Genomic DNA, 26043 nt, shown 5'->3' on the forward strand with positions numbered 1-26043 from the left:
GTTATTCTTCAACCTCTCCTTGTTCTGAATAGGGAAACCGTGATCCGTGAGCCTCCATGGGGATATCTATGCGCATTCTCGTTCCCCCGCCCGAATTCGGCTCTGCTACTATGGTACCTCCGTGGACCTCCACAATGCCTTTGCAGATTGCCAGACCAAGCCCCGTTCCTGTGACATGCTGAGTAGACTCCGAGCGATAGAACTTATCAAATATACGTATTCTTTCCGCTTCCGGTATACCGATGCCTTGATCAGCTACCCAGATCGTCAATTGACTTGAACTCTTATCGCTTGCCACAGTAATGACAATCTGGCTCTCACCGGGCGAATATTTGATGGCGTTGCTGACGATATTGACCAGTACCTGCTCCAGCAATACTTCATCTCCGTAAATGAAGGCCGGATCATCAGGCAGTTCAACTTGAATGTTGCGATGCGGACTGAATTCCCGAACTTGTGTCAGTACAACGCTAATTATGTCTCCTACGTCACACCATTTCCGGTTCAGTTGCAACATGCCGCTCTCCAGCCGAACCATACCCAGCAGATTCGTGACGAGACGATTCATGCGCAAAGCTCCATCCCGAATGTTGCCTGTTAATTCTCTCCGATCCTCAGGTGTAAAAAGAGTATCATTCTCCAACAATCCCGTAGCCGAGCCGATAATGGCGGTTAGGGGAGTACGCAACTCATGAGAGACAGAGTCCAGCAGCGCTGTACGTATGCGCTCCGATTCGGCGGTGATCTGCGCCAATCGGGCCTCTTCCGCCAGCTTCACTCGGGCAATGGCACCTGCGGCCAGTCCTCCGCATGCCTCCAACAGACGAAGCTCTTCTTGCTGCTCATGAATCTCGCCAGCGTCCATGCTTACGGCGAGCACGCCATGAATCTGCTCCTCTGTGCGTAGCGGCACATATAGCCCGAGAGATTCCCGCAATGTGGATGATCCTTTACCAGCGATCTGTCCGTGATTATACACCCATTTGGCAATGGCAATCTCCGACTCTCCATCTCCCCAGCCATCCTTTTCCCATTCTGATGCGGGTGCAGAAGAGCTTGTAACCAGCAGATCCCCCTGCCCATTCGGAAGATACACAGCTGCTGGCTTACCCAGGGTAAGCGATACTTGGGTTGCGATGTTAACCAGTAATGTGTTCAGATCCGTAATAGCTGTCATCTGACGACTCAATGCGTACAGGGAGTTAGTCGTGGCCTCCCGTGCTTTTACCATCTCCAACTGTTGTCGCAATCGACCTGCAAGACTCGCTGTCAGGATCGCCACCGCAAGATACACAACAAAGGAGATGAGGTATCTCAAGTCTTCAACCGTAAAACTCAAATATGGCGGTACAAAAAAGAAGTCAAACATAATGACGCTAATACTCGCAGCATATACAGCTGGCCCCATTCCCCAATACACGGCACTCACCAGGACGGGAAACAGATATATAAGCGCTACATTAACCAAATCACCACTCATGCCGATGGCATGAAGCAGTAAAGTTAGCAGCGTCACCCCGAGGGTCACCCATACATATGCCGGAACCCGTTTCCCGCGGGCTGCCTGCGTTTCTTTTTTTATTTGTTCAGACAATATCCATTCACATCCCGCTCAGTTCATAATCATAATCTGCAACGATTAATACATCCAGATGCCGCGACAAGCGTACAAGTCGGTTGACCACCGACCCTGAGCCGCGATAGCCATTCAGCCACCACACCCGTCTTGCCTGCCCGACCACCAGCTGGGTTGCTCTTGCCTTCGATGCCTTTCTTGCCAAAATCTCAGGTACATCGCACAGTCTTGGACTGTGATGAATATGAAATTGACCACCAAGCCGAATTGTCAGCTGCTCCAACGCTTCCAGATGGCACTTCACTTCGTCACTCATGGACTCACCGATGTGGATATGATGTACATGCCAGATGGCTTTTAGACGATAAGCCATACGGAATCCGCGCCGGATCAGCCGCTCGGCATGACGATCACTGCTTACACATACAAAGACCGCTTCCTGTCTGCGCCAAGGTCCTCGAAGTGCAATTTTGGCCTGCTGTGTTTCAAGCCGTTCATCGACATCGTCCGCCAGCTCGCGCAGAGCAAGTTCTCGCAAGGCAATCAGATTACCGATTTTGAAGAAATTCGCAAGGGCTTGCTCGACCTTGGCAGTTGCATAGATTTTACCCTCCCTCATGCGCTGCCGCAAGGCCTGGGGTGCCACATCAATCAGCTGCACCTCATCCGCCATCTGAATGATCCGATCGGGTACGGTCTCGCGGACACGAACACCGGTAATATGTTCAACGGCATCATTCAGACTTTCGAGATGCTGTACGTTCATTGTGGTAATCACCGAGATGCCTGCATTCAGCAAGAGCAGAACATCTTCATAACGCTTTTGCCGGACACTCCCGGGTACATTCGTATGTGCCAGTTCATCCACAAGCACCACTTCTGGGCAAAGATGCAGAATGGCCTCCGTGTCCATCTCTTCCAGACGAGCCTCCTGATAAACGCGCTTCGCGCGAGAGATCACAGACAGGTGACCCATCTGCTCCACGGTTTCCGCCCGCCCATGTGTCTCAAGCAAGCCGATCTGTACATCGATGCCCTTGCGGAGCAAATCATTGCCTTCCCGAAGCATCATGTAGGTTTTGCCTACACCTGGTGCAGCTCCGATATATATTTTGAATGTGCCGCGCTGAATCTGACCAATCTGTTCCTTCATTTCCTGCTCGCTTAGTCTGCGGTATGTCAGCGACTCCACATCGTTAACTTTAGCCGGAACCACACGTTCACCCTCTCTTGCCGCTCGATCAGCAACCAGAAACAGATCGACACCACGTAATTTGCGCAGCAGCGAGTTAACAACAGACCCTTGCCACAGTTCCTGCCAGCGTGTACGCCGGGAGTGTCCCATCACAATCCGGGTAATCTGGTGCTCCATGGCGTAACGTGCCAGCGTAGACGGGATGTTGCGACGGTGTAATACGGACAGTTCCTCCATATGGCCGCCAAACTTCTCCACCAACTTGATCATATTTCGCCGAAATACGGTTGCCTCCTTGGTTAATGGCTGCTTCATATTCCGAAAAACCACGGCGCACAGATCACCATTCAGCCGTTTGGCAATCTGTTGTCCACGCCGGATATAGATGGAGCCATTCCAATGATATTGCGTGGACACCAAAATCCGCTCCATGATGCCTGTTGTGACGGTAATTCCCATCTCCTCCCGATGCTCGCGCAGGGATTCATTCACTCCTTCTGCAACCAATCTCAGGGCCAGTTCGCGCAGAATACCCAGATTGCCTTGACGAAATACAGCTTCTCCCTCATGGCCCTTCAGATGACCTTCTGCCAGACGACTCAGTATGGTTTCTGGTGTGACGTCAATCAGCTTGACTTCATCCGCAAGTTCCAGTGTATCGGCAGGTACCGTATGTTCTGCTGCGATACCCGTAAGTTGTCGTGCCAGCTCTGTATAGCCTTCCAGCTCATACACATTCACCGTTGTCATGACACTGATGTTGTTTTGGAGCAAGAACTGAATATCCTCCAGCCGAGTAGCATACCGGGCGCCTTCTCTGTTGCGATGTGCCAAACCATCCACCAGCACAACCTCCGGATTACGCGCCAACAGTGCATCCAAGTTCAGATCCTTCATCTCTACATCATCACTCTGGCGTAACCAGTGAATGCTTGGAATTCGTTCGAGTGCGCCAAGCTGTTCCACCGTTTCCGGTCTGCGCATTGTGGAGACGGCGCAGATGACCACATCAATGCCCTGTTGGCGCAATGTGTTCCCTTCCCTCAACATGTGATACGTTTTGCCTGATCCGCTGACTGGGCCGATGTAGATTTTGAGGGTACCCTGCTGCAGCTTCGTAATCATCCTCAACATTTCTTCCGGTGACTTGCGCTTAAAGCCGTCTTCCATCCGTCTTCTCCCCTTTCCTTTGAAAAATAGGATAAACAAATGGAGAAAGCCCCTCCCGATATATCGTGAGCAGGCTAATATGTTCGTCCGTTATTTCAGTTCTGCTGTCAGCGCCCGATTCAGAGCCGTTACATTCACACGTGGTTCCCCGAATATACCCATCTGACGGCCTTCCGTATGCTCATTTACAAGTTGCACAAGCTGCTGTTCACTAAGCCCGGTAGCTTCGCTAATGCGCGGGATCTGTGCCTCAGCGGCTTCGGGAGAAAGATCCGGGTCAAGCCCAGAGCCTGAACCCGTCACGAGATCAGCAGGGATCTGCTTCAATCCCGGGTTTTCCTGCTGGAGCTGAGCAATCTTTTCTTTCATCTCGCCGATATACTCCTCCGAGGCTACGGCGCGATTTGAACCGGCTGAAGCCGTTGGATCATAATCGGCATTTGATGCCCGGGGCTGGAACAGCCCCGGCGATTGGAAATCCTGCGCCAGCAGGGACGAGCCGATGATTTTCTCATTTTGCGTAATCAGACTGCCATTCGCCTGCGCAGGAAAGAGAAGTTGGGCTACGCCAGTCGTTACGAGGGGATAGATTAGGCCGCATATCAACATAAGCACAACGGATAACCGCACAGCGGGCAAGAACATGTTCATACAGATCACTTCCTGAATTCATTAGGATAAAAGAACAATTTTGATAAGAGTTGTTATCTCGTTAAAGAATCCCCGACAAAACCATGTCAATCAGCTTAATGCCGATAAATGGTACAATCACACCACCCACGCCATAGATGAACACATTGCGACCAAGTAACCGTTCCGCTGACATCGCCCGGTACTTAACTCCTTTCATCGCGATGGGAATAAGCAGTGGAATAATAATGGCGTTGAAGATCAGCGCCGACAGGATCGCAGACTGCGGTGAAGCCAGATTCATAATATTCAGCGCCTGAAGCTGCGGCATGGCGAGAATAAACATGGCTGGAATGATGGCAAAATATTTCGCGATATCATTGGATATCGAAAAGGTTGTGAGTGCGCCGCGTGTAATCAGCAGCTGCTTGCCAATGGAGACTACCGACAATAACTTAGTCGGGTCGGAATCCAAGTCAATCATGTTGGCCGCTTCCTTGGCCGCCATGGTGCCCGAATTCATCGCTAGGCCCACATCGGCCTGCGCCAAAGCAGGAGCATCATTGGTACCGTCGCCCGTCATAGCGACGAGTTTACCCTCCTGCTGCTCTTTTTTGATCGCCGCAATCTTGTCTTCGGGCTTCGCTTCGGCAATAAAATCATCCACGCCCGCTTCCAGTGCTATGGTCGCTGCGGTTAGCGGATTATCACCTGTACACATAATGGTCTTGATGCCCATGGCGCGCATCTCAGCGAACTTCTCTTTTAGCCCTGGCTTCACAGTGTCTTTCAGATAGATCACACCATAGATTCGTTCATCGATGGCTACAGCAAGCGGCGTGCCCCCGGCCTTCGCAATGCGATTTGCAATCTCATCCAGATCACCCGGTATGCGGCCTCCTGCGGAAGCAATATATCTTTTGATCGCATCCACCGCACCTTTGCGAATCTTCATTCCGCTGCTCAGATTGAGACCGGACATCCGGGTCTCTGCCGTGAATTCCACATTTTCCGCATTGGCATACTCCGTCTCAGCCCAGCTCTGGCCTTGTTTGCCTGCCAGTTCCACCACAGAACGCCCTTCCGGGGTCTCATCTCGCACAGAAGCCTGTAAAGCAGCTTGCGTCATCTCTGACGAAGTAATGCCCTGAACGGGAATAAACTCAGATGCCATGCGGTTTCCGTATGTGATCGTTCCTGTTTTGTCCAGAATCAAGGTATCAATATCCCCCGCCGCTTCCACCGCTTTACCTGACATGGCGAGCACATTGAACTGCGTAACACGGTCCATCCCGGCAATACCAATGGCGGACAGCAATCCACCAATTGTGGTTGGGATCAAGCAGACGAGCAGTGCGATCAATGTCGCCAGATCCAGTCGAATACCCAGGTAATTCGCCATCGGAACCATCGTCAGAATGACGATCAGAAAGATCAGAGTTAATACGGCGAGCAGGGTGGTCAGCGCGATTTCATTGGGTGTTTTCTGGCGCTGAGCACCCTCAACCAGAGAGATCATCCGGTCAAGGAATGATTCACCCGGATCGGTCTGAACACGCATGACGATGTAATCGGACACGACGCGGGTCCCTCCGGTAACGGAGGAGAAATCGCCTCCTGCTTCCTTGATGACCGGGGCAGATTCTCCCGTGATGGCCGATTCGTCAATGGAGGCCAAGCCTTCCATAATTTCACCGTCCGTCGGGATCAGTTCACCGACTTCCACACGGACCATATCGCCTTTTTTCAACTGGGTCGAAGACACTTGCCGGATTGTTCCATCCTTCTGTACCAGATTGGCCATGGTGTCCGACTTCGTCTTGCGTAACGTATCCGCCTGCGCCTTACCTCTTCCTTCTGCAAGTGCCTCCGCGAAGTTAGCGAACAGCAGCGTGAATAACAAAATGAAAAATACGGCGATATTGTATCCGCGCCCAGCCTCGGATGCGGTGAAGAGATCGGGATTAATGCATAATAAGAGCGTAATGAATGTACCCACCTCGACAATAAACATGACCGGATTTTTAATCATGACCATCGGATTTAGCTTTTTGAACGCATCCAGTGAAGCCTGAAGTATCATATCCTTGCTTAACGACCGTTTCGATCCGGGATCACGTTGAATATTACCGCGATTGATATTCGGCTCGTTGGCCTTCCTTCTGAACATTTCTGTATCCATCTGTTGCATCGCCTGCTCCTTCTTTCGTTCGACTGCATTCATCGTGCACTGCCACCTCCATACGTTACCTCCTTGTGCTGATCCATCTGTGGTTTCCCTGTCATAACCATCATTGAATCATCGCCAGATGCTCTGCAATCGGTCCAAGAGCAAGTGAAGGGAAGAATGTGAGTGCGCCGACAACAACAATCATCATAACCAGAATGCCAGCAAATAGAGGCGTGTGTGTACGTAGCGTACCTGTAGTTACCGGAACAACCCGTTTGGTGGCGAGTGAACCCGCAATAGCCAGCATGGCAATCATTGAAACGTACCTTCCCAGCAGCATAACGATACCAATTGCGATGTTGTAAAAGTCTGTATTGGCATTTAGTCCGGCAAAGGCCGATCCATTATTGGCTGCACCCGAGGCAAAAGCATAGAGAACTTCGGTCAGACCATGCATGCCCCCGTTCGAGATGGACGCAATGGCTTCAGGCCGCATAAGCGCGATTGCCGTTGGCGCCAGAATAATCAAAGGATGAATGAGCAAGGCGATAGATGCGAGCTTCACCTCTTTGCCCTCGATTTTTTTGCCTAGGAACTCAGGTGTTCGTCCCACCATCAATCCACAGATAAACACAGCCAGAATCACATACAACAGTCCGTTGATCAGTCCTACCCCTTTGCCACCAAACACGTTATTAAGCATCATCTGAGCCAGTGATACCATGCCTCCAAGTGGAGTGAGCGACTCATGCATATTGTTGACCGAACCTGTTGTAGCCGCCGTCGTGACCGCTGTGAATAAGGCCGACTCCGGTATGCCGAACCTGACCTCTTTCCCCTCCATATTGCCTTGAAGACCTACTGCATCCAGCGCGGGTACACCGCGATATTCGGAGACAAATACGGTGGTCAACATCACCAGGAAAAGAAAACTCATCGCTGCGAACAATGCCCAACCCTGCTTCCGGTTATTGACCATCAGGCCAAAGGCGTATACCAGTGCAGTAGGCAACAGCATCATGCAAACGATATGCACCAGATTGCTCAGGGCCGTCGGATTCTCGAATGGATGTGCAGCATTGGTTCCAAACCAGCCACCGCCGTTGGTGCCAATGTGTTTGATCGATTCCAGTGAGGCGACCAGTCCACGTGTGATCGTCTGCTGCGCGCCTTCCAGCGTGGTTGCGTTCACCGCTCCCGCGAGTGTCTGAGGCACACCCTGGAACACGAGGAACAAGGCCACGATGAAGCTCAGGGGTAAAAAAATCCTCGTAATCGACCGTACAAGGTCGACGTAAAAGTTCCCCAGTTCATCCCGGCGGCCTATCAGCCCGCGAATGAACGCAATAGCCACCGCAAATCCCGTTGCTGCCGACGTAAACATCGGAAATGTCACGGCCAGCATCTGTGACAGATACGACAGGGCATTCTCACCCGTATACGACTGCCAGTTCGTGTTAGTCATGAAGGAAACGGCCGTATTAAATGCCTGCGCCGCTGGCATATTGCCGATTCCATCCGGATTGAGCGGTAAATATTTTTGCAGCCGCAGCACCAGAAACATCATTACCAACATTACAAAGTTGGAGAGGAGAACCGCTGTAAGATACTTCTTCCACCCCATGGACTCGTTCTCCCGTACCCCCATCACTCGATAGAGCAGTCGCTCCGGTCCACCAAAAATCCGATCCAACCCCGTTCGCTGTCCATCAAACACGTTCACTATATATTTTCCCACCGGTTTCACCAGCAGCAGGATGATAAGCAGCGTCACCGCTACTTGCACTACACCGATACCCATATCCGCATTTCCTCCCTACTCGACGTTCACTTCTTCCCTCATTACGCACATCGTCAGCATCAGAATTTCTCCGGCTTCACCAGCACATAACCTAGATAAATCACCAGTGCGAGCACAATCATGCCGATGACGATCATCTGGCTTCCCCCTCTCTATCATCAAGCCTTCTCGCAGAATTTCACGAATCCCCAAAACACCGCAAACAGTAGCACAACCAATCCAATCATCGTGGCATCATTCACCATGCGCCCTTCCTCCCTCTCTCTACCGTTTTCTGCACCTGCTACATGTAAAATCGTAATACGAAACGCTGTAAAAAAGGGGTAAAGAAATGCCGTCACAGGTGTAAAAAAAACGTAAAAAAGACCCGATCTCCTCAGCAATGGGCTGAAAAGAACGGGTCTATCATCATTTTTATACGGAGCAATCCATTACGTAACAGTTTATTACCTACCAGTCATTTCAAGAGCTACGTGTAGGCATTTCCCTAACATTTTTAATACTAGTTTGTGGCTTGTTCGTCATGTACTTGTTAAAAAAGTCGGTGTTTATCCCTGTCATATGATGAAAGAAGGAAGTTTCCACTTTCCAATCCTCCTCAATCATATAACGGATATCCACAAGACCTTTATTGGAAAGCAGGTCAATAATGGTTTTAATTCGCATCGGCTTTTGAAGTGGAATCTCCCTGTCGAAAGGCTCCTTTTCCAGATATCCTCTTCGGTGCATCGCCGCATAGAAATTACGATGATCCTTAGCTTCCATCATTCCTAGATGTGCTGCTCTGTATCCCAGCACTTGTAGGGAAGTCTTCCATTTATTTTTCAAATCAAGATATTGATCGGGATTCGTCTTATAAGTGATTTCATTCATGTCCGATGAAAACTCTTCTTCGGGCAATAAAAATGCACCCGCAAACAGATTAGCTTCATTTTCAATCAATTTGTGTTCTTTTCGGTCCAGATTGACAAATTCAAGACGATAATGAAGCAACAAATGACCAAGCTCATGTGCAATATCGAAATTCCTACGAACCGCAGAACGTTTGATGTTGCCCAGTATGATAAACGGACGATCATTTCGTGTCCAAAGGCTGTACGCATCAATTTCTTCACCAATCGCTTTTTCAAAAACATATACACCACTTTTTTCGATCCGGAACATCAGGTTCTCATTCGTGGATGGCTCCATATTCAGCCGTTGTCTCGCAAGATGGGCAACATAATGGATCTGAGTCGTACGATCATCGTCTGTATGGTTCATATACTCAATTGCCTCTTCCCGCAATTGGATAATATTCAGTGTGGGAAGGCTAATCTGAGCGGTAATATAATTAATGAACGTGTCCAGATATTCTACATGCTTTGCTTCTGTCTGTGTCTTGGATATCACATTCATCACTTTCGAACGATAGGCAATGTTCATAACATCAATGTTGGCTGCGTTATTACGCTGTGTAAGCATATCTTTCGTATAAAAATACTTGCTTTTCACACTGAAAATGCGTTTCAACTCGTTAACAATTGGCACCTTCGGAGAGGTATACGCATTTTCATATTGCCAGACTGCTTGTTCTGTCACACCTAATTGTTCGGAGAGCTGTTTTCTCGAATACCCATGCATGATCCGCAAATTGGTCAAATTTTCACCAACGAACATGCTGCTCCCTCCTTACTGAACGACACAGGGAATCACCCCCGCTGTTCTCCTTCCAAAATTTCAATGGCCTTTATCCAAATGGATTCTGTGCCCACTGCAATAATCTCTTCTTCGTGATTTTGCCATGGGAGGTATGTTTGACGACTTTCCCTTGATCAAGCAACAGTATCTGTGGTGACTCATGATGAACCTCTGTTTCCTCTGCAATATGGCGGGACAACGAACGATTTTCAATCACTTTGACGATGCGGTAGTCCATGGGTTGTTTGGGATCTGATGCATGGGTGCCTACAAAAGCTATAAACTCTCTGTACGCTCTCGCACTGGTCGGACAAGTCGTGCTGTGTTTCAGGATAAGCACCGGATGATCCTGCGAGCGATGAAGCGCGTCTTCCCAGTCATCTGGTTTGTGCAATTCACGGACATGTTCGCTGAGCATATGTTCCGAGTCTGACCCTGCACGTTTGCTAACCACCGAACCAATCACAATGCCAAGCGCCACGCCAAAAGCAATCCCGAGTCCAAGCTGCTGCGTAGCCGTACCAATGCTGACTCCCATGGCAACACCTATAGCAAGCCATACGGCTTGATGATTCACCTTCTTCTCCATGCATATCTTCCCTTCCTGAAATATGTATATCAGGGCTATATCTTCCCATCGTATATTCTGATCAAATTATAGCATAGGCCTCTGTGAGCAGGCGTTGATAATCTTCATCTCCGGGTACAGATTTTAGTGATTGGATTTATGCAAAATGCTCATTTGTGATACACTGGTTGTAATTTGGAAACGATGAACATGAAGAATGGATTGGAAGGGCGGAAATTCCATATGACATACGCATTTATGATTGAACCGCAGGATTTTATTGCGCTGGATAACGAAGATGAGCTGATTGAGAAATGTCAGGAGTGGGGCCTGCTTTCGGGTAAAGCTACCAAACTCAAAACGTTCTATTATAAAGGAAACGGATTAAACATGCCGTGCACCATCATTGGATATGTCGATCACATGGCAGCTGTTATTCAACTGGATAATGGACAAAAGCATTGTGTTCACCCGTCTTATCTGAAGGAAATGCAAGCGTCTAGCTACAGTGCCAGAAGCATAAGTAATGCCGGGTCAGATCGAAGCATAGAACCTTCAACTTCGGATACAGTCGTACCAGTTCCCCCTGCTGAACTTACGCAAACTCCAGATGCCTTGGTTAACCTGGATGAAATTCCGGTGAATCTGGATGATTCGGACGATACGGACACAGATGAATTCTCCTCGGGGCTGAAGGGTGATCCGGATGGGCTCGTAGAAGAGTATGTTGGACCTCAAACCGGGGCATCCAGTGAAGCCAAACCTAAAGCCAAAACAGCGAGTAAAGCCAAGACCCTCAAGATTGATCTGCCAGAAGGCAAAGTGAAGATGAGTGCCGTTGTCAAAGAGTTCACCACCGTACCGAATCACTTCTCGGACAATGACGATGAAGTCATCATCTATGAAGCAGTTACCATCACGGAGCCAGACGTCATCGATGTTGGGGAAGCCTGGTCGAGCCACAGTGCTACGGTTAAGAAACAAGAACTGGAAGTGGGAGATGTTATCACGTTTGAAGCGAAAATTATCAAGAAGAAGCTGACACGTAACCCGGTTCCCTATAAAATCAACAATCCTTCCAAGATTCAGAAGGAAGACTAATCAAGGAAGATTAATCACGAGTCATTACAAAAAAAGCAAAAAAACCTCCACAACTGCTCAAAGCAGATTGCGGAGGTTTTTGCCATTTGTAGGCTATATTAGCGAAGAGTATGCTCTTAAGCTTGTCCAGGCGTAGCATTAACCTGAAAATGTACGCCGAATTTGTCGACAACCGTGCCGTAAGCTGGACTCCAGAACGTCTCTTGTATCGCCATTTCCACTACGCCGCCATCTTCCAGTTGGCTGAAAATTGCTTTGGCTTCATCCACAGTATCCGTGTTCACAGTAATACTAACATGATTACCTACAGTGTACGGCATGCCTGGAAATGTGTCGGACAACATTAATACCGAGCTGCCAATCTGCAAAGAAGCATGCATAATACGGTCTTTCGCTTCTGGCGGGATGGGATGATTAGGGTCGGATGGACCTTCGCCAAATGTTTGTAGTGCGAGCACTTCCGCTCCAAATGCCTTTTGATAAAAATCTACCGCTTCACGTCCATTACCGTCTGTTATCAGATACACATTCAAGCTGATCGACATGCGTTCTTCATCTCCTTGGGCTCATGTAATTATACGATTCATGCCACTTGCGACATGAGTATATATGAACAGGTTGTCCTTTGACAAGCGTATATTTCTCCACTCATCTCTGCAGACCCTTACACGATTAGGGTTACCAACATATTCTTGATCCATCCCTCTCTCCACTACTTCTTGCGCCTGCGTATATAGTAGAGAACAGCGATCAGAACACCCGGAACCAGTGCTGCAAAACTAGCATAGATCAGACACCATTTCAACAGGGTAAATATCGGAGTGAGCTCAGCAAGCAAAGGCGTACGTTCAGGATACCGATACATGATCAGGGATGCACCTATATTTTCGAGCATATCCATAGCCCAACCTAAGGTCGGAATCAGATTCAACCAACGCCAGCGACTCTTTACCGGAAGCACGCGATAGAGTACCGATAACAGAACAACCAAGAGGGACAGATAGGCTAAGGGCCATATGAGGTCAAATGTGAATCGTGCCTGAATATAGGAGCTCCGCCCTGCTTCACCATACTGCTCAGCCATCTGATAAAGATCATTTGCAGTGTACAAAAAAGAGGTATCCGGGGACTGCCCTCCACCGGTGGCATCCTCCGACTTTGCCGCCTGCCAGGGCAGAATAAATGCAATAAAACAGGCAAATATAACAACTGTAGCTGCAACCCATTTCCAATTCACCCGCTGATAGAACCAACCTGACACTTTATTCAGCACGTTCTGTCCCCTTTCCGATAAAAAAAAGACCACTCTCCCGAATCCTATCGGTAAAATGGTTGTGTTCAATCCTATGAAGTTATCGAGCTTGAACGATGTTATCTATTTCACTTTTCAATAAGAGGTATCGGTGAACACTTCTCATGATCGGGACCTTCGTTAGTTTGTTCTTGTCCACGTACAGTTTCATCTGGTCTTTGGTCAAACCAAGCAAACTTCCAGCTTCCGATACCGTCAATACTACCTCGGGGTTCGTAGCATTAAACGTCCTCTTTACTTTCTGATTCCAGTCCTCGAATACCTGCATAGATCAGTGACATCTCCTATCCATAGCCAGTTATTATCAGGCTGAATATATCCAGTATACCACACTTGTGCTGCTCGTAACTTAATCCTTGCGCAGAACCATATTCTGATAGGCTTTTTCCCTTGCTGTAACATGAGAAAAAGAGCCACGTCTGAACGCGGCCCTTGATGATCTCTCTATGATATTCGTTACGCCTCTTCCCAGAAGCGGCGCAGGTTGTCCATGGCGATTTTGGATGCGGATTTGCATTCCTCCATGCCTTCGAACTCCACCGTAATGTTGCCATCATAGCCGGAGTCTTTGATCAGCTTTACAATTTTACGAATTGGAATGTCACCTTGTCCAACGATGGCCCCACGCAGGAAGTTACCGTTGGCCGTCGTAAACCATTCACCCTCACCTGGATGCTCATCATAAGGACGGAAGTAAAAATCTTTGAAGTGGACCAGAGAAGCGTACGGCAGATTTTTCATGACACCAATGATCGGATTCTCATCCACACACATGAAGTTTCCAATATCGAGTGTTGTTTTGAAGTTCGGACGATCTACAGCATGCAGAACACGCTGCACCCGATCACTCGCCTGCACGCTGAAGCCGTGATTTTCAATGGTTGTCGTGATGCCAAACTGCGCGGCATAGTCCGCAATGATCTGGCTTCCCCGCACCATCAGAGGCAGATGTTCCTCGAACCAGGCAATGGTCATCTTCTCCTTTGGCAGGGTAAACGCCGTGACGTCATGCCGCATATGTTTTACACCCATTCGGTGTACGACATCCACATGTCTTTTGACCCGAGCCATCTCTTCTTCAAACGCATCTTCCGTCTCCTGCACGAAATTCGCTGGCATGGAGTAGTTGGACAGTTCAATACCCGCAATCGCCGCCCGCTCCCGAATCGCATCCGCCAGATCGTGATTATCCTCAACAGTGTATCCGTAAGGCACCATTTCCATATGCTCGCCGCCGTTCGCCGCAATCCAGTCGATCACATCCAGCACCGTCATCTCACCCGAATTCAAATCGTTCAACAAACTATACGTGCTCAGGCCCACTTTCATCTGCTCAGCTCCCTATCGATATTGTTGGATAAATTGAACCGCTTTGCGAATGTCCTGCTCCGGCTGATGCCCAACCTCACGTTCAATCGTCAGATAACCGGTGTAACCAATCTCCTGAAGCGCTGCAAAGTATCCGTCAAAATCAACGCCACCTTCGCCCAGCGGCACCTCACGGAAGAAAGTCCCGGATGAGACCATTTCGGCTATCTTATCGTGATCCATAGGGGCATAACCGACCGCTCCGTATACGTCTCGTGGGTCAACTTCCTTCAGCCGCACACCATCCTTCACATGAGTATGTACGATGTAATCCTTGAGCAGATGAACGCCCCGCGCCGGATCATCTCCGGTCACCATCACCATATTCGCCGGATCAAAATTCACCGATACTCCGTTGGTCGATAACGTATCCAGGAATCCTTTTAAGTCAGCAGCCGTTTCCGGTCCTGTCTCAATGGCAAAGTATGCGCCAACACTTTTGGCGTATTGGCCCAGTTCCTCACAAGCAGCATGCAGCGTGGCATAAACTTCCGATGAAGGGTCGTGTGGAACAATTCCGATATGTGTTGTGACGATGTTGGTGCCCAGATCGAGAGCCAGATCCACGATCCGCTTCGACTTCTCCACTTTCCACGGATTATCTTCCTTGACTTGAAACCCATGTCCACCCAGATCGCCAACCAATGCTGAAATTTCAAGACCCAGAGAATCAATGTAACTTTTTAGCTCCTTGCGCGCCGCAGGCGACAAATTCTCAGGGTCCATCTCTCCCTTGACGGCGTAGATCTGCACACCTTCCGCACCTACGTCTTTGGCTTTGTTCAACCCTTCCCGTACACCTACCCCAAAGCTATCCACGATGACACCGATCTTATTCGTTAATTTCATGTCATACCTCCTGTGATTGAATGAGTAACTCTACGTTCTCCTGTAAATGTAAGGTTCGACTCATTACTGATATCAACAAGTTTCACCGACTTGATCTCATACGGTTTGAATGTCAGTTCGAATGCTCCGTTCGGACAAGCCAACGGATGGATCTCATCCTCTAACAGATTAATCAGAGATGCCTTGATTTCCTTTTCAGCCCACTGAACCTGCACCGTTTCCCGACCTCCTGATGATTCGTAGAAACGTAACACCGTTCCAGAGCCGTCTTCTGCGGGCTTAATTGCATCCAGAATGACATGCTCACTGTGGAACTGAACCCAAGCGTGTTCGGCTGGCAATTGACCCGAAAAATGACTCGCTGTCACAACCTCCACCGGATGATTCAGCTCCATCGCCCGGCGAACGACGGCAGCTTGTCGCCAATCGCCCTGGTGGGGCAGGATCGAATACGTGAATTCATGATCGCCTTGATCGGCATGTTCATCCGGCCATTTCGGAGCACGAAGCAGAGACAGGCGGATCGTCCGATCCTTGATGTCATACCCGTACTTGCAATCATTCAGCAAACTCACACCGCTGTTGCCCTCCGAGATATCCGCCCAACGATGTCCACAGACCTCGAACTGCGCCTGCTCCCAACTGGTGTTGTTATGAGTCGGACGCTCCAACGCTCCAAACGGAATTTCATAGGCTGCTTTGGCTGCCACCAGATCCACTGGAAAGGCCACCTTAAGCAGCTTATGGCTCTCATTCCAGTTCACTTTTGTATGGAAATCAACACGCCGCTGGTGATGATGCAAAATGATATCCTGACTGATCTCCGATTGATTCAGCTTCCAGACAAACCGAAGTACATCTTGCGTAGCCCCGCGCTGTACAACTTCTCTGGAGATCAACTGCACCGCACCTGCTCGCTGGGATTCAAATCGTGGATCGATATCCCAGGCATCCCAGTATGTCGGTTTGTCATGGAAAAACTGCCACTCATTCGCCCGATCACCGGGCTTCAGCCAGTCGCGCCCTACCGTTTTGTCATACCATCGAGTGATCTCTCCCAAGTCATTGAACTCAAGGGTGTAGAATTCAGTTTCCCACGTGGAAGGGAAAGATTCTTTTTCCCTTAATGGAAGGATAACATCCGATGCCTCGCGCAGCCATATGGTTGTATACCCAAAAGCAGGAATCGATGGAACATGCACAAGCAGCGTATACTTGTCTTCTTTTTGCTCCAGATCACTAGCCAGACGGTTTCCTAATTGATCGAATGCAGCCATCCCGGCGAGGTGGGCATCGCCTATAATGGTGATATTCTCTCCACGTTCCCAGCCGAGGCTGTTGAATATAATGTAGGGAAGACCATCGACTTCATCTGTTGCGATGTTCTCCGCAAGGATATGCAGCGTTTCCCGCAGTGCGGATGTACCTAATGCAGATACCTTCGTGTACTCCTCGGTGGACGTTACGTAAACTTCAGGAATCGACGTTCCCGGAATAATGTCATGGAACTGGTTGAGCATGATCAGCTTCCAGCCTTCATCCAGATCATTCTTCGTGTGTGCAGCGCAAGCTCCGGCAAATTGCCCCCAGATCTCCGCTTCCCTGTACAATACCTCTGCCTTACGGTTGCTACGTTTGTTCCTCGCATGGGTCGTATAGGTTCCCCGGTGTAACTCCAGGTACAAGTCCCCATGCCATTTCGGCAACGTCGGATTATTTAATGATATGTCTTCAAAAAAAGCCCCTGCTGTGCTGAATTTGCTGATTGGCTGTCCAACCATCAAATGGGATCGCTCCGCAAACTCCACCATCTCATTCGTCACGCCACCACCACCATCGCCATGTCCGTAAAGCAACATTTGCTCAGGGTGCACATCCTTTTGTTTAAATGATTGCCAATGTTCATCCACATCTTTGGGACGCGTATGTTCATTCACCCCATGATTCAGATATGCCAGCACGGAAGTGCCATCTATGCCTACCCAGTCGAAGAGGTCATACGGAAACGCATTGGTATCATTCCAATTCAGCTTGGTGGTCATAAAATAAGGAATACCCGCGAGTTTCAGCATCTGCGGTAAGGAAGCGCAGTAGCCAAAGGTATCCGGCAGCCACTCGATGTTGGAGCGTTTGCCAAACTCCGCCTGATAGAAGTTCTGTCCATACAGAATCTGCCGAACTAACGACTCGCCACTCGGAATATTCAGATCCGGCTCGACCCACATGCCTCCGACCAGCTCCCAGCGGCCTTCAGCAATACGGGCTTTAACTCGCTCGTACAGCTCCGGGTAATGATCCTTCACGAAGGCGTACAACTGCGGTTGGCTCTGGGAATACACAAAATCCGGGTACGTATCCATCAAGGTGCACATGGTCGAGAACGTGCGACTGGACTTGCGAACCGTCTCACGTACAGGCCACAGCCAGGCAATATCAATGTGGGATTGTCCAACCAGATGCATGAAGCCACTTCGATATTCCTCCGGGTCTTCCTGCTGTACTGACTGTGCTAATACATATTCGAAGTTCTGTATCCAGGTTGCATCATTCCAGCGTTCCGGGTCATTGTACATGTTATCCATCACCTGATGAATAGCCTGGACAAGTGCCATCCGCTTGGGCTCCTTCTCGTTATATGCCCGGAGCGACTCGGCGAGTACCGTAACGCTGTACATCAGGCTCTGCAGTGGCTGATTGATATAAACCAACGCTGCCCGAATACCCTGAATAGGCAGCTGAATAACAGCTTGTCGGTTGAGTGGATCATGCGGCTCTGGAATCGGATCATAGAGTTCAATCTCCAACTGCGGTGTATTTCCTACCCGACTTCTCGGAAGGGGGACGAACCCGTGATTCCGGTCCAGTCCGTGATACGGCATGCCATTCACCTTCAGCAGCCCTTCTCCTCCAGCCTCGAAGATCAGCCCAACAGCTTGATCTTGCCATTCCGCCGGAATCTCCACACGATTACTCAGAAAATACGTCGTGCCGTGTACGCTTTTCAGCGGATTCAAGCTTTGCATGGCCTTGTCTGCCGGCTCATCTTTATTTACTTCTGCCTGTTCGTACTCGTATTCCCCTGGCCGAATGTATCTGGCCCTCTGCATCTCCCACGCTGGAAGCTCGATCGTATCCAGCCATTGTCGCTGTTTCAGATCTTCGATGAATCGCTGAATTCGAATCATACCTGCACCTCCACCTTCTGGATGTGCAGACTGCAGGCGGTCCAATCCATAGAATTGCGGCCAACCATGAGCCTGAATTCACCCGGTTCTACGACAGACTGGAGACGAGAGTCGATCAGTGCGAGATGTTCTTTTTGCACAGGGAACGTAACGGTCTGGATCTGTCCTGGCTCCAGATGGATTTTACGAAAACCCTTAAGTGACATTTCAGCCCGCGTAACCGAAGCCGACACATCCGTGATGTACAACTGCACAACCTCGCTTCCCGCAACCGCTCCGGTATTCGTGACTTCAACCATCACCTGTGCTTCATCATCCGGGCCAATCACATCCGGTATAACCCTTACGTTCTCGTATTTGAATTTGGTATAGCTCAGTCCATGTCCAAACGGATATTGCGGCGCCAGATCCATCTCCAGATACCGTTTGCCACGAGTGCGTTTGGCATGATAATAGACCGGAAGTTGCCCAACATGCTTAGGAATGGAGACGGTAAGACGGCCAGATGGATTCACATCGCCGAACAGAATATCTGCAATGGCGTTACCACCTTCCTGCCCGGGGTACCACGCTTCCACAATCGCATGGACATGCTTATCAATCCAAGGTTCAGCAATGGGACGGCCGTTGATATAGACCACGATAACGGGTTTCCCCAGCTTATGTACCTCCTGCACCAGCTCCAATTGAACACCCATGAGATTCAGGGAAGCCCGGTCAATGCCCTCACCGCACTCCATATCATTCCATGGATCATCGGTTACCACGGACGCACCTGTCCGCAAATCGATCGTACCTTCACCAAAATCGCGGGCGCTGGACCCGCCCATCACCATCACGATGACATCGGCCTGTTCCGCACAGGCGAGCGCTTGCGCAAAGCCCTCTTTGGAATCGCCTTTAATCCGGCAACCGGGTGCGTACAGTACCTGACCCGAATCCGCACCAAGCTTGCGCGTAATGCCATCCAGTACGGTGACGATCTGTTCTCTCGGCTGTGGCGAGGTATAGTCCCCAAGCTGGTTATAGATATGGTTCGCGTTCGGACCAATGACAGCTAGCTTCGTACCTGTTTTGGCAAGCGGAAGAGTATTTCCCTCATTTTTCAGTAAAACAATCCCCTCTTGTGCAACTTCCCTCGCCAGCTGAGTATGGTCTTCACATCCGATGACCTGTTCTGCAAACTCTGGATCAACGAAAGGCTTTTCAAATAACCCGAGTCTGAATTTCATCTCCAGCACCCGCCGCACAGCCAAGTCCAGATCCTTCTCTTCGATTAATCCCTGCTCCAACGCCTGACCAAGATGTTTGCGGTACATGTACCCGGACATCTCCATGTCTACCCCTGCCCGAAGGGACTGCGCTACGGCCTGTTCCCCGTTCTCGGCGGTGTTATGTCCATAGACCAGCATCTGAATGGCACCAAAATCAGTAATCACAAACCCATCAAAACCCCACTGCTCGCGCAGAAGGTCATTCAGCAGATACGTACTGGACGTGCACGGTAGCCCATCAATCTCGTTATAAGCGGTCATCACGGAGCAAGCCCCAGCTTCCACTGCTTTTTTGAACGGCAACAGATCTATTTCATGCAATTCACGTAATCCCATATGCACAGGTGCTGCATTACGCCCACCCTCTGAGCTGCCATAAGCCGCAAAATGCTTGAGTGTCGCCATAATTGTCTGGTTGGAATCAAGGCGGTCACCCTGTAGTCCCTTCATGGCTTCTACTGCAAATTCACCAATTAAGTAGGGATCTTCGGCGAAACATTCCTCCGTCCGTCCCCACCTCGGGTCACGCACTACATCCAGCACCGGGGAATACGTTGCCGCTCCCCCCTGGCTCCGGGTCTCCACAGCGATGGCTTCACACATCTTGCGGTATAACTCCATATTCCACGTGCTGCCCACTGTTAAAGGTACCGGAAATACTGTCGCCCCAATCGCCATATGTCCGTGGGAACACTCTTCCCCGAACAAAATGGGAATGCCCAGTCGGGAATGCTCCATGGCATACTGCTGAATGACATTCGTTGCAACGGCTCCCTGCCGTGGTGTCAGACCTGTCTCCAGCGTTACTTCAGTCCATGGATCGGCCCGAAGCACACCATACAGAGAACCGACACCGCCCTGTTCCATGTCCGCTTTGAACTCTTCCGTCACCTGTACTGTACCATCTGCTGCTTTATCATACGTCTTCCATCCCATCGGCTGGATGAGTTGTCCGATCTTCTCGGCTGTTGTCATCCGTCCGATCAGATCCTGAACACGCTCCTGAATGGGAAGCGAAGCATCTTTATAGTCCATATGCACATTCTCCTTATGCGTTCGGAATTAGTTAGGTGCGTGCACTCACATCACATGGCTTTGCGGTAGTCACTTGGTGCCACACCCACCACGTTTTTGAAAGCCCGATTGAAGGAATTATAGTTCGTGTATCCCACTTCCTCACTGATCTCCTGAATAGCCTTATCGGTATCCTGCATGAGCAGCTTGGCTTTTTCGATGCGATGACTAATGAGCAGATCCACGAACTTCTCCCCAATCTCATCCTTGAAAAGCTTGCTCAGATACTTCGGATTAATATCGAATAGATCACTAAGGTAGTTCAGCGACAGATCAGGATTGTTGTAATGCTCTTCGATGTATTTGCGAATCTCCAGAATATGTGATCTGTGTTTTCGGGAACAATGCAGCGTCTGCATCTGCAGCGCCAGTTCCCTGAACCCTTCCCAACACAGCTCACGCAGATCGTCTAACGTCTCCCAGCCCTCAAGCCTTGGAAGAAGTGGGGTGAATATAGCAGCCCATGACTCCTGATACTCCCGTGGAAGTTCGGCGAATTCCCGATTGTAATGTTGAAATAACAATTGGATTGTATTCATAATCTCCTGACGGGACAGAACGGACTCACTGATTTGTTCAAACAGTCTTTCAAAATGCTTTTCCCACACATCGTCCGATAAACGCATCGCCTGTACCAGCAGCGAGATGGTCTTCAGGAACTCATACACATCATTGGTCGAATTCGGCACATCACTACACGGAATGATGCGATTTATGCCCAGTACAGCCTTGTACTCCAGCGCGTGCACAGCTTCTTTCAATGAAGCTCTCAGTCCCCGAATATCGACAGCAACCCGACCAACACCGATGGTCACGGTGAAGTTCAGATACTGATCGATTCTGTCCAGATAACCAGCAAGCAATCGATGCTCAGTCTCCTCGGCCTGTTCCATTTCCGGAATCCAGAGGATGGCGTACAGACGCTGATCGGAGAGCCATTCAGCCCATACTTCCGTTCCTTCATGACGCGCACTCTCCTGCAGAATACTGGATAACACAAATTTCAAGAGGGATTGATCCTGATCATGATACTCCGTTACAAATGCATCATACCGATCCATCTCAACTACCATGACGGCCCAATGATGCTCCAGCTCAGGCAGTTTGAACTTCTTCATCTCCGCTGTCAGCTCCGTGCTCGTAAAGTCTCGTGTGCCCTCCAGCAACTCCTGAAAGAACATTTTTTTCTGCAAAATCAGATTCTCTTCATGCTCCTCCTGATATTGTCTCGTCTGATCAATCATGCGTTCCAGCGTTGTATGGATGAATCGGAACTCGTTCTCTTTGCCATAGTTCAGTCCGGATTGCTTCTGCGAAGAGACGGTCTGAATTAACGTGACAATCTGCTGAATCGGCTTGTAATTTCTACGGGTCACGTAGATCACCCACACCACTCCGATCAACACAACCACTACAGCAAAGGCAAACCAGATATTATAAAATTGCAGAGTCCATTTGACGATTTTGCCATTGTTGAGACCTGTCTGCACCTTCCAACCGCTATAACTTGACGTAAATTCGGAGAAGACTTCTCCCGTCGTGGTTTTAGTAGAAGCTGCAACCCCTTCTGGCATGCTGCTATCCCACAGATTGCCGCCCGAACGGTTGAAGATGTTCACAAACGTAAATTCCGGATCATACATCTGCATAATGGATTTTCTCAGGGTAGTCAGGTCCACGTTTGTGACCACAAGTCCTTTGCCGTTTCCTACACTTCGCACAATCGTAATCACCTGCTCCGTCGCTTGTGAAGGAAAAGCCTTGAACGCTCGTGCTCCTGCCCACTTCTGTTCATCCCTTGACCGGCTATCTGCAATAAAGTCTGCATCCGGGAACTCTTCAATCGGAACAGCCTTCCCGTTACTGAAGACCGTGCCATCTCCATATCGAACGAGATAAATTGAATCGATCAGCGGATACTCTATTTTCAATTCATCAACCACCTGGACCGCCTGAATGCCGGCATACACATCATCGCTGCCAGATACCGAGAAATAATTCTTCAAGTTAGGGTTGGTCAAAATCTCACGCAGTACCTTGAAGTCGATGGAGCGCAGGGAGTTGTCCAGATATTGCGTGACCTGAGAGGCCAGAAATTCATTGGCCTTAAGCGCTTCTCTACGGTTCTGTTCATTGAATACTTGAAAGAAAATAAAGAATAGAATGGTCGTCACAATAAAGAAAACAGGCAGATACGATAACAGCAAACGTCTAAACCAATTGTTGTTCATCTCCGAGATCCCCCCACCATTACTGTTCATGCTGAATGACGACAAACATCTGTGCTGATCGCTAATTTTCCATAAATATTCAGTACATTATATCGGATGACGTGGGGTTGTCATAGGAGAAGACCGTCCCGGTCAAGGGTGACAGACGGGACGGCCTCTATATTGAATCCTTCAATTATTGATTCTTCTCAATGGCACGCTGGTAGATCTCAAGGTAATTACTCAGCCCAAGACCATCGAAGCCTTTGACATATGAATCCCATTCCTTATCAATGCTCTTGCTGCCAATAATGAATTGTGCCATATTCGTCTGCACATAATCCTTTATGGCCGTAGTCAGTTGTGCAGCTGATTCCGTATCCTCTGGACGAATAAATACGTTCGCAGGGTATACTTCTTTGGGTGCATAAGGTTCATACACATTGGTAGCTTGAGCCAGACGTGTACCATAACCCTCTGCTTCTAAAGGATTCTGTCCTTCGGCAAACAGATTACGGAACGTGTTGGACAAGTCATGCGCTCCGATCTGTGACCAACTCTCGTTCACAACAACGTTCGGATCACGCTCAGGCAGGTTGTAGTAGCTGTATTTGGCCGGCTCGCCATTGATGTTTTTCTCATCGGCATCTGCCTTCTTCCAGCCCTTGCCTTCAGTTGGTCCATACTCTGCGTACAGCGCACCTTCTTCACTGAACATGTAGTCTACGATCTTGATGGCGGCAATCTGCTGTGCTTCTGTCGCTTTGTTCGTGATGGCAAACTCAAACTCACCTACGCTCTGCGTGGCGCCTGTCGTCTGCACTCCATCTGGTCCTTTCAATGGAGGAACGATCTCCCAGTGCTGATGACGGGTGATATCTTTGTCATAAGTATTCACGAGATAACTGACCAGCGCCGTTGTAATGGAGCCGACCACTTCATCGCCTTCCTTGTTGCCCAGTTGTCCGATTGCCTGATCGTTCTGTGTAAAGGAAGCCGGATCAATCAGGCCATCTGCATACAATTTATTCATGTACTCCAGCCCTTTCTTCCAGCCTTCCTGATTGGCGGCAAAACTCACCTTGCCATCGTTCACGATCAGATATTTGTCGTTGTCATTGTATATAAAGCTATTCATCAGGTAGGCATCAATGTTGCCATTCCATACATACTTGTTCGGTGCGCCTGTAAGTGGAATCTCGTCCGCTTTCCCGTTACCGTTTGGATCTTGTGTCTTAAACGCCTTCAGAACGGTATACAGTTCATCAGTTGTGGTTGGCATTTTCAGGCCCAAATTATCAAGCCACTCCGTGTTGATCCAGTATTTCTGTGCATACGTACAGTGGTAACATTCATTGAAGATCGGCAGCGCATAGATGTTGCCATCCGGCGCCGTAATAGCTTCTTTGAAGTATGGCTTCTCTTCCATAATCTTGGTCAGATTCGGACCATACTTCTGAATTAGATCTTGTAGCGGAAGGAACACGCCCTGTTTTCCATAGGTTTGAAGATCTGAGGTGGTGAACTTGCCGTGAAGAAACACTTCGGGATAATCACCACTGGCCAGCAGTAATTGTCTACGATCCTGCAAGGCGTCCGTTGGGGCCAGATCCCATTTTAGGGTAACGTCGAACTTGTCTTCGATAAATTGGGTAAATTCATTCTCTTCCATGGACGCTTTGCCTTGCGGAGCAAAGAGGGTCATGGTTACAGGACCGCCGCTCTCCCCGCTACCGTCGCTACTTCCACCCGACTCCTCGGATGAACTGCATGCGGACAACAAAGCCATCGAAGCAAAGACCAGAAACAACATCGAAATCCAAGATTTTCTCAATCTGACTCCTCCTTTTTGTTCATAACGGCAAATTATTGACTTGTACTGCACGTGTATAAAATCGACCCCGGAAGCCGGCGTGTTCCTTCCACCTCCTTTCAAGAGGCAACCAGGCTTAACTCACAAGGATTAACCTTTGAGGGAACCAACCATGACCCCTTTAACAAAATGCTTCTGTACAAATGGATACATGATCAGAATTGGAATACTCGCCACAACGATCAGTGCATATTTCAACACCTGCTCGAACCCTTGGTCCCGCATCTGTTGGCTGGTATTGGCAAGCATCGCCGGATCAGCCGCGTTGAGGATGAGCAGATTGCGAAGCACGTATTGTAGAGGGAACAATTTCTCGGAACGCAGGTAGATCAATGCATCAAAGTACGCATTCCAGTGACCTACGGCATACATGAGTGTCATGACTGCCAGAATGGGCTTTGATAAGGGAAGAACCACGCTGATCAGATACCGGATATCCCGGCAACCGTCCATTTCCGCGGCCTCCCCGAGTTCTTCCGGGATGGAAGATTGGAAGAAAGTCCTTGCCACGATGACCTGAAATACTGCGAGCGCCCCGGGCAGCCACATCGCCCAACGTGTATCCAGAAGGTGCAAATCCTTCATCAAGAGGTAGGTGGGAATCAGACCGCCATCAAAGAACATCGTGATCATCATGAAAATAATGATGGCCCCTCGTCCATAGAACGATTTTCGTGACAAAGGATACGCCAGCATGACGGTCAGCACCACGTTAATGAACGTGCCCACCACGGTGTAGATGATCGTGTTATAGAAACCGAGCATAAGCTGTTGGCTTTTGAAAATGGAGATGTACGCCTTGATGTTAAAGTCGACCGGGAACAGCCACACCTGACCGGATGTCACGGCTCGTGAAGAGCTGAACGAAGAACTGATGATATACAAAAGCGGATAAAACACTGTTAGCAGTATGGCGAACAGAAAGATATAGTTGAATGTCATGAAAATGCGGTCACCCAGCGGGTCCTTGATTCGGTTACGATTAATCAGGTTGAACATGGATAAAC

General features: G+C 49.2%; 19 protein-coding genes. 1 reads left to right on the forward strand and 18 read right to left on the reverse strand.

Translation table 11 applies throughout. The annotated features are described in order from the left end of the window. Position 1: 1 nt before the first annotated feature. The 8 genes from J2Z28_RS19175 to ytxJ form a co-directional block, all read right to left on the reverse strand. The gene (locus J2Z28_RS19175; protein ID WP_244988413.1) at positions 2-1594 is read right to left on the reverse strand and encodes an ATP-binding protein; all 1593 of its coding nucleotides are present in this window, start codon (positions 1592-1594) and stop codon (positions 2-4) included. 7 nt (positions 1595-1601) lie between these two features. Next, on the reverse strand, positions 1602-3941 hold the full coding sequence (locus tag J2Z28_RS19180; protein ID WP_211083762.1) for a histidine kinase: 2340 nt from the start codon (positions 3939-3941) through the stop codon (positions 1602-1604). Positions 3942-4031: 90 nt separating this feature from the next. Next, on the reverse strand, positions 4032-4592 hold the full coding sequence (kdpC, locus tag J2Z28_RS19185) for a potassium-transporting ATPase subunit KdpC (RefSeq protein ID WP_211083764.1): 561 nt from the start codon (positions 4590-4592) through the stop codon (positions 4032-4034). Positions 4593-4653: 61 nt separating this feature from the next. Continuing rightward, positions 4654-6741, reverse strand: a complete 2088-nt coding sequence (gene kdpB, locus J2Z28_RS19190) for a potassium-transporting ATPase subunit KdpB (RefSeq protein WP_415841466.1) — start codon at positions 6739-6741, stop codon at positions 4654-4656. Between the two features lie 121 nt (positions 6742-6862). After that, complete coding sequence (gene kdpA, locus J2Z28_RS19195; RefSeq protein ID WP_244988414.1) at positions 6863-8542, reverse strand: potassium-transporting ATPase subunit KdpA; 1680 nt, start codon at positions 8540-8542, stop codon at positions 6863-6865. A gap of 59 nt (positions 8543-8601) precedes the next feature. Continuing rightward, positions 8602-8679 (reverse strand): potassium-transporting ATPase subunit F, encoded by a 78-nt coding sequence (locus J2Z28_RS31845; RefSeq protein ID WP_074096687.1) that lies wholly within the window; start codon positions 8677-8679, stop codon positions 8602-8604. A 325-nt stretch (positions 8680-9004) separates the two neighbouring features. Further along, positions 9005-10201: a spr1629 family repressor/antitoxin gene (locus J2Z28_RS19205; RefSeq protein WP_017691174.1), complete on the reverse strand. Its 1197-nt coding sequence runs from the start codon at positions 10199-10201 to the stop codon at positions 9005-9007. A gap of 70 nt (positions 10202-10271) precedes the next feature. Continuing rightward, on the reverse strand, positions 10272-10811 hold the full coding sequence (gene ytxJ, locus J2Z28_RS19210) for a bacillithiol system redox-active protein YtxJ (protein ID WP_244988415.1): 540 nt from the start codon (positions 10809-10811) through the stop codon (positions 10272-10274). A 222-nt stretch (positions 10812-11033) separates the two neighbouring features. Here ytxJ and J2Z28_RS19215 point away from each other — a divergent pair, with 222 nt between their 5' ends. Continuing rightward, entirely contained in the window at positions 11034-11891 is an 858-nt protein-coding gene (locus J2Z28_RS19215) for a hypothetical protein (RefSeq protein ID WP_211083766.1), read from the forward strand. 116 nt (positions 11892-12007) lie between these two features. Here J2Z28_RS19215 and J2Z28_RS19220 read toward each other — a convergent pair whose 3' ends face one another. The 10 genes from J2Z28_RS19220 to J2Z28_RS19265 all read right to left on the reverse strand — a co-directional run bounded on the left by J2Z28_RS19220 (position 12008) and on the right by J2Z28_RS19265 (position 26035). Beyond that, positions 12008-12436, reverse strand: coding sequence for a VOC family protein (locus J2Z28_RS19220; protein ID WP_211083768.1), 429 nt, complete (start codon positions 12434-12436; stop codon positions 12008-12010). A gap of 167 nt (positions 12437-12603) precedes the next feature. Continuing rightward, positions 12604-13164: a hypothetical protein gene (locus J2Z28_RS19225; protein ID WP_211083770.1), complete on the reverse strand. Its 561-nt coding sequence runs from the start codon at positions 13162-13164 to the stop codon at positions 12604-12606. 79 nt (positions 13165-13243) lie between these two features. Beyond that, the gene (locus J2Z28_RS19230) at positions 13244-13471 is read right to left on the reverse strand and encodes a hypothetical protein (RefSeq protein ID WP_017691180.1); all 228 of its coding nucleotides are present in this window, start codon (positions 13469-13471) and stop codon (positions 13244-13246) included. A gap of 188 nt (positions 13472-13659) precedes the next feature. Beyond that, entirely contained in the window at positions 13660-14532 is an 873-nt protein-coding gene (locus tag J2Z28_RS19235) for a sugar phosphate isomerase/epimerase family protein (RefSeq protein WP_211083773.1), read from the reverse strand. Positions 14533-14544: 12 nt separating this feature from the next. Next, on the reverse strand, positions 14545-15420 hold the full coding sequence (locus J2Z28_RS19240) for a sugar phosphate isomerase/epimerase family protein (RefSeq protein ID WP_047841499.1): 876 nt from the start codon (positions 15418-15420) through the stop codon (positions 14545-14547). Next, positions 15417-18605, reverse strand: a complete 3189-nt coding sequence (locus J2Z28_RS19245; protein ID WP_244988416.1) for an alpha-mannosidase — start codon at positions 18603-18605, stop codon at positions 15417-15419. Before J2Z28_RS19245 ends, J2Z28_RS19240 begins: the two co-directional genes overlap by 4 nt. Further along, positions 18602-20914, reverse strand: a complete 2313-nt coding sequence (locus J2Z28_RS19250) for a glycoside hydrolase family 3 N-terminal domain-containing protein (protein ID WP_211083775.1) — start codon at positions 20912-20914, stop codon at positions 18602-18604. The genes J2Z28_RS19245 and J2Z28_RS19250 overlap by 4 nt, the downstream gene beginning before the upstream one ends. Before the next feature lie 50 nt (positions 20915-20964). Further along, positions 20965-23184 carry a helix-turn-helix domain-containing protein gene (locus J2Z28_RS19255; RefSeq protein ID WP_211083777.1) on the reverse strand — a complete coding sequence of 740 codons (2220 nt, stop codon included), beginning with the start codon at positions 23182-23184 and terminating at the stop codon, positions 20965-20967. 175 nt (positions 23185-23359) lie between these two features. Beyond that, complete coding sequence (locus J2Z28_RS19260; protein ID WP_083677571.1) at positions 23360-24997, reverse strand: type 2 periplasmic-binding domain-containing protein; 1638 nt, start codon at positions 24995-24997, stop codon at positions 23360-23362. A gap of 129 nt (positions 24998-25126) precedes the next feature. Next, positions 25127-26035: a carbohydrate ABC transporter permease gene (locus J2Z28_RS19265; protein WP_017691189.1), complete on the reverse strand. Its 909-nt coding sequence runs from the start codon at positions 26033-26035 to the stop codon at positions 25127-25129. Positions 26036-26043: the final 8 nt, after the last annotated feature.

Source organism: Paenibacillus xylanexedens (assembly GCF_017874615.1).
Taxonomy (GTDB): Bacteria; Bacillota; Bacilli; order Paenibacillales; family Paenibacillaceae; genus Paenibacillus; species Paenibacillus xylanexedens.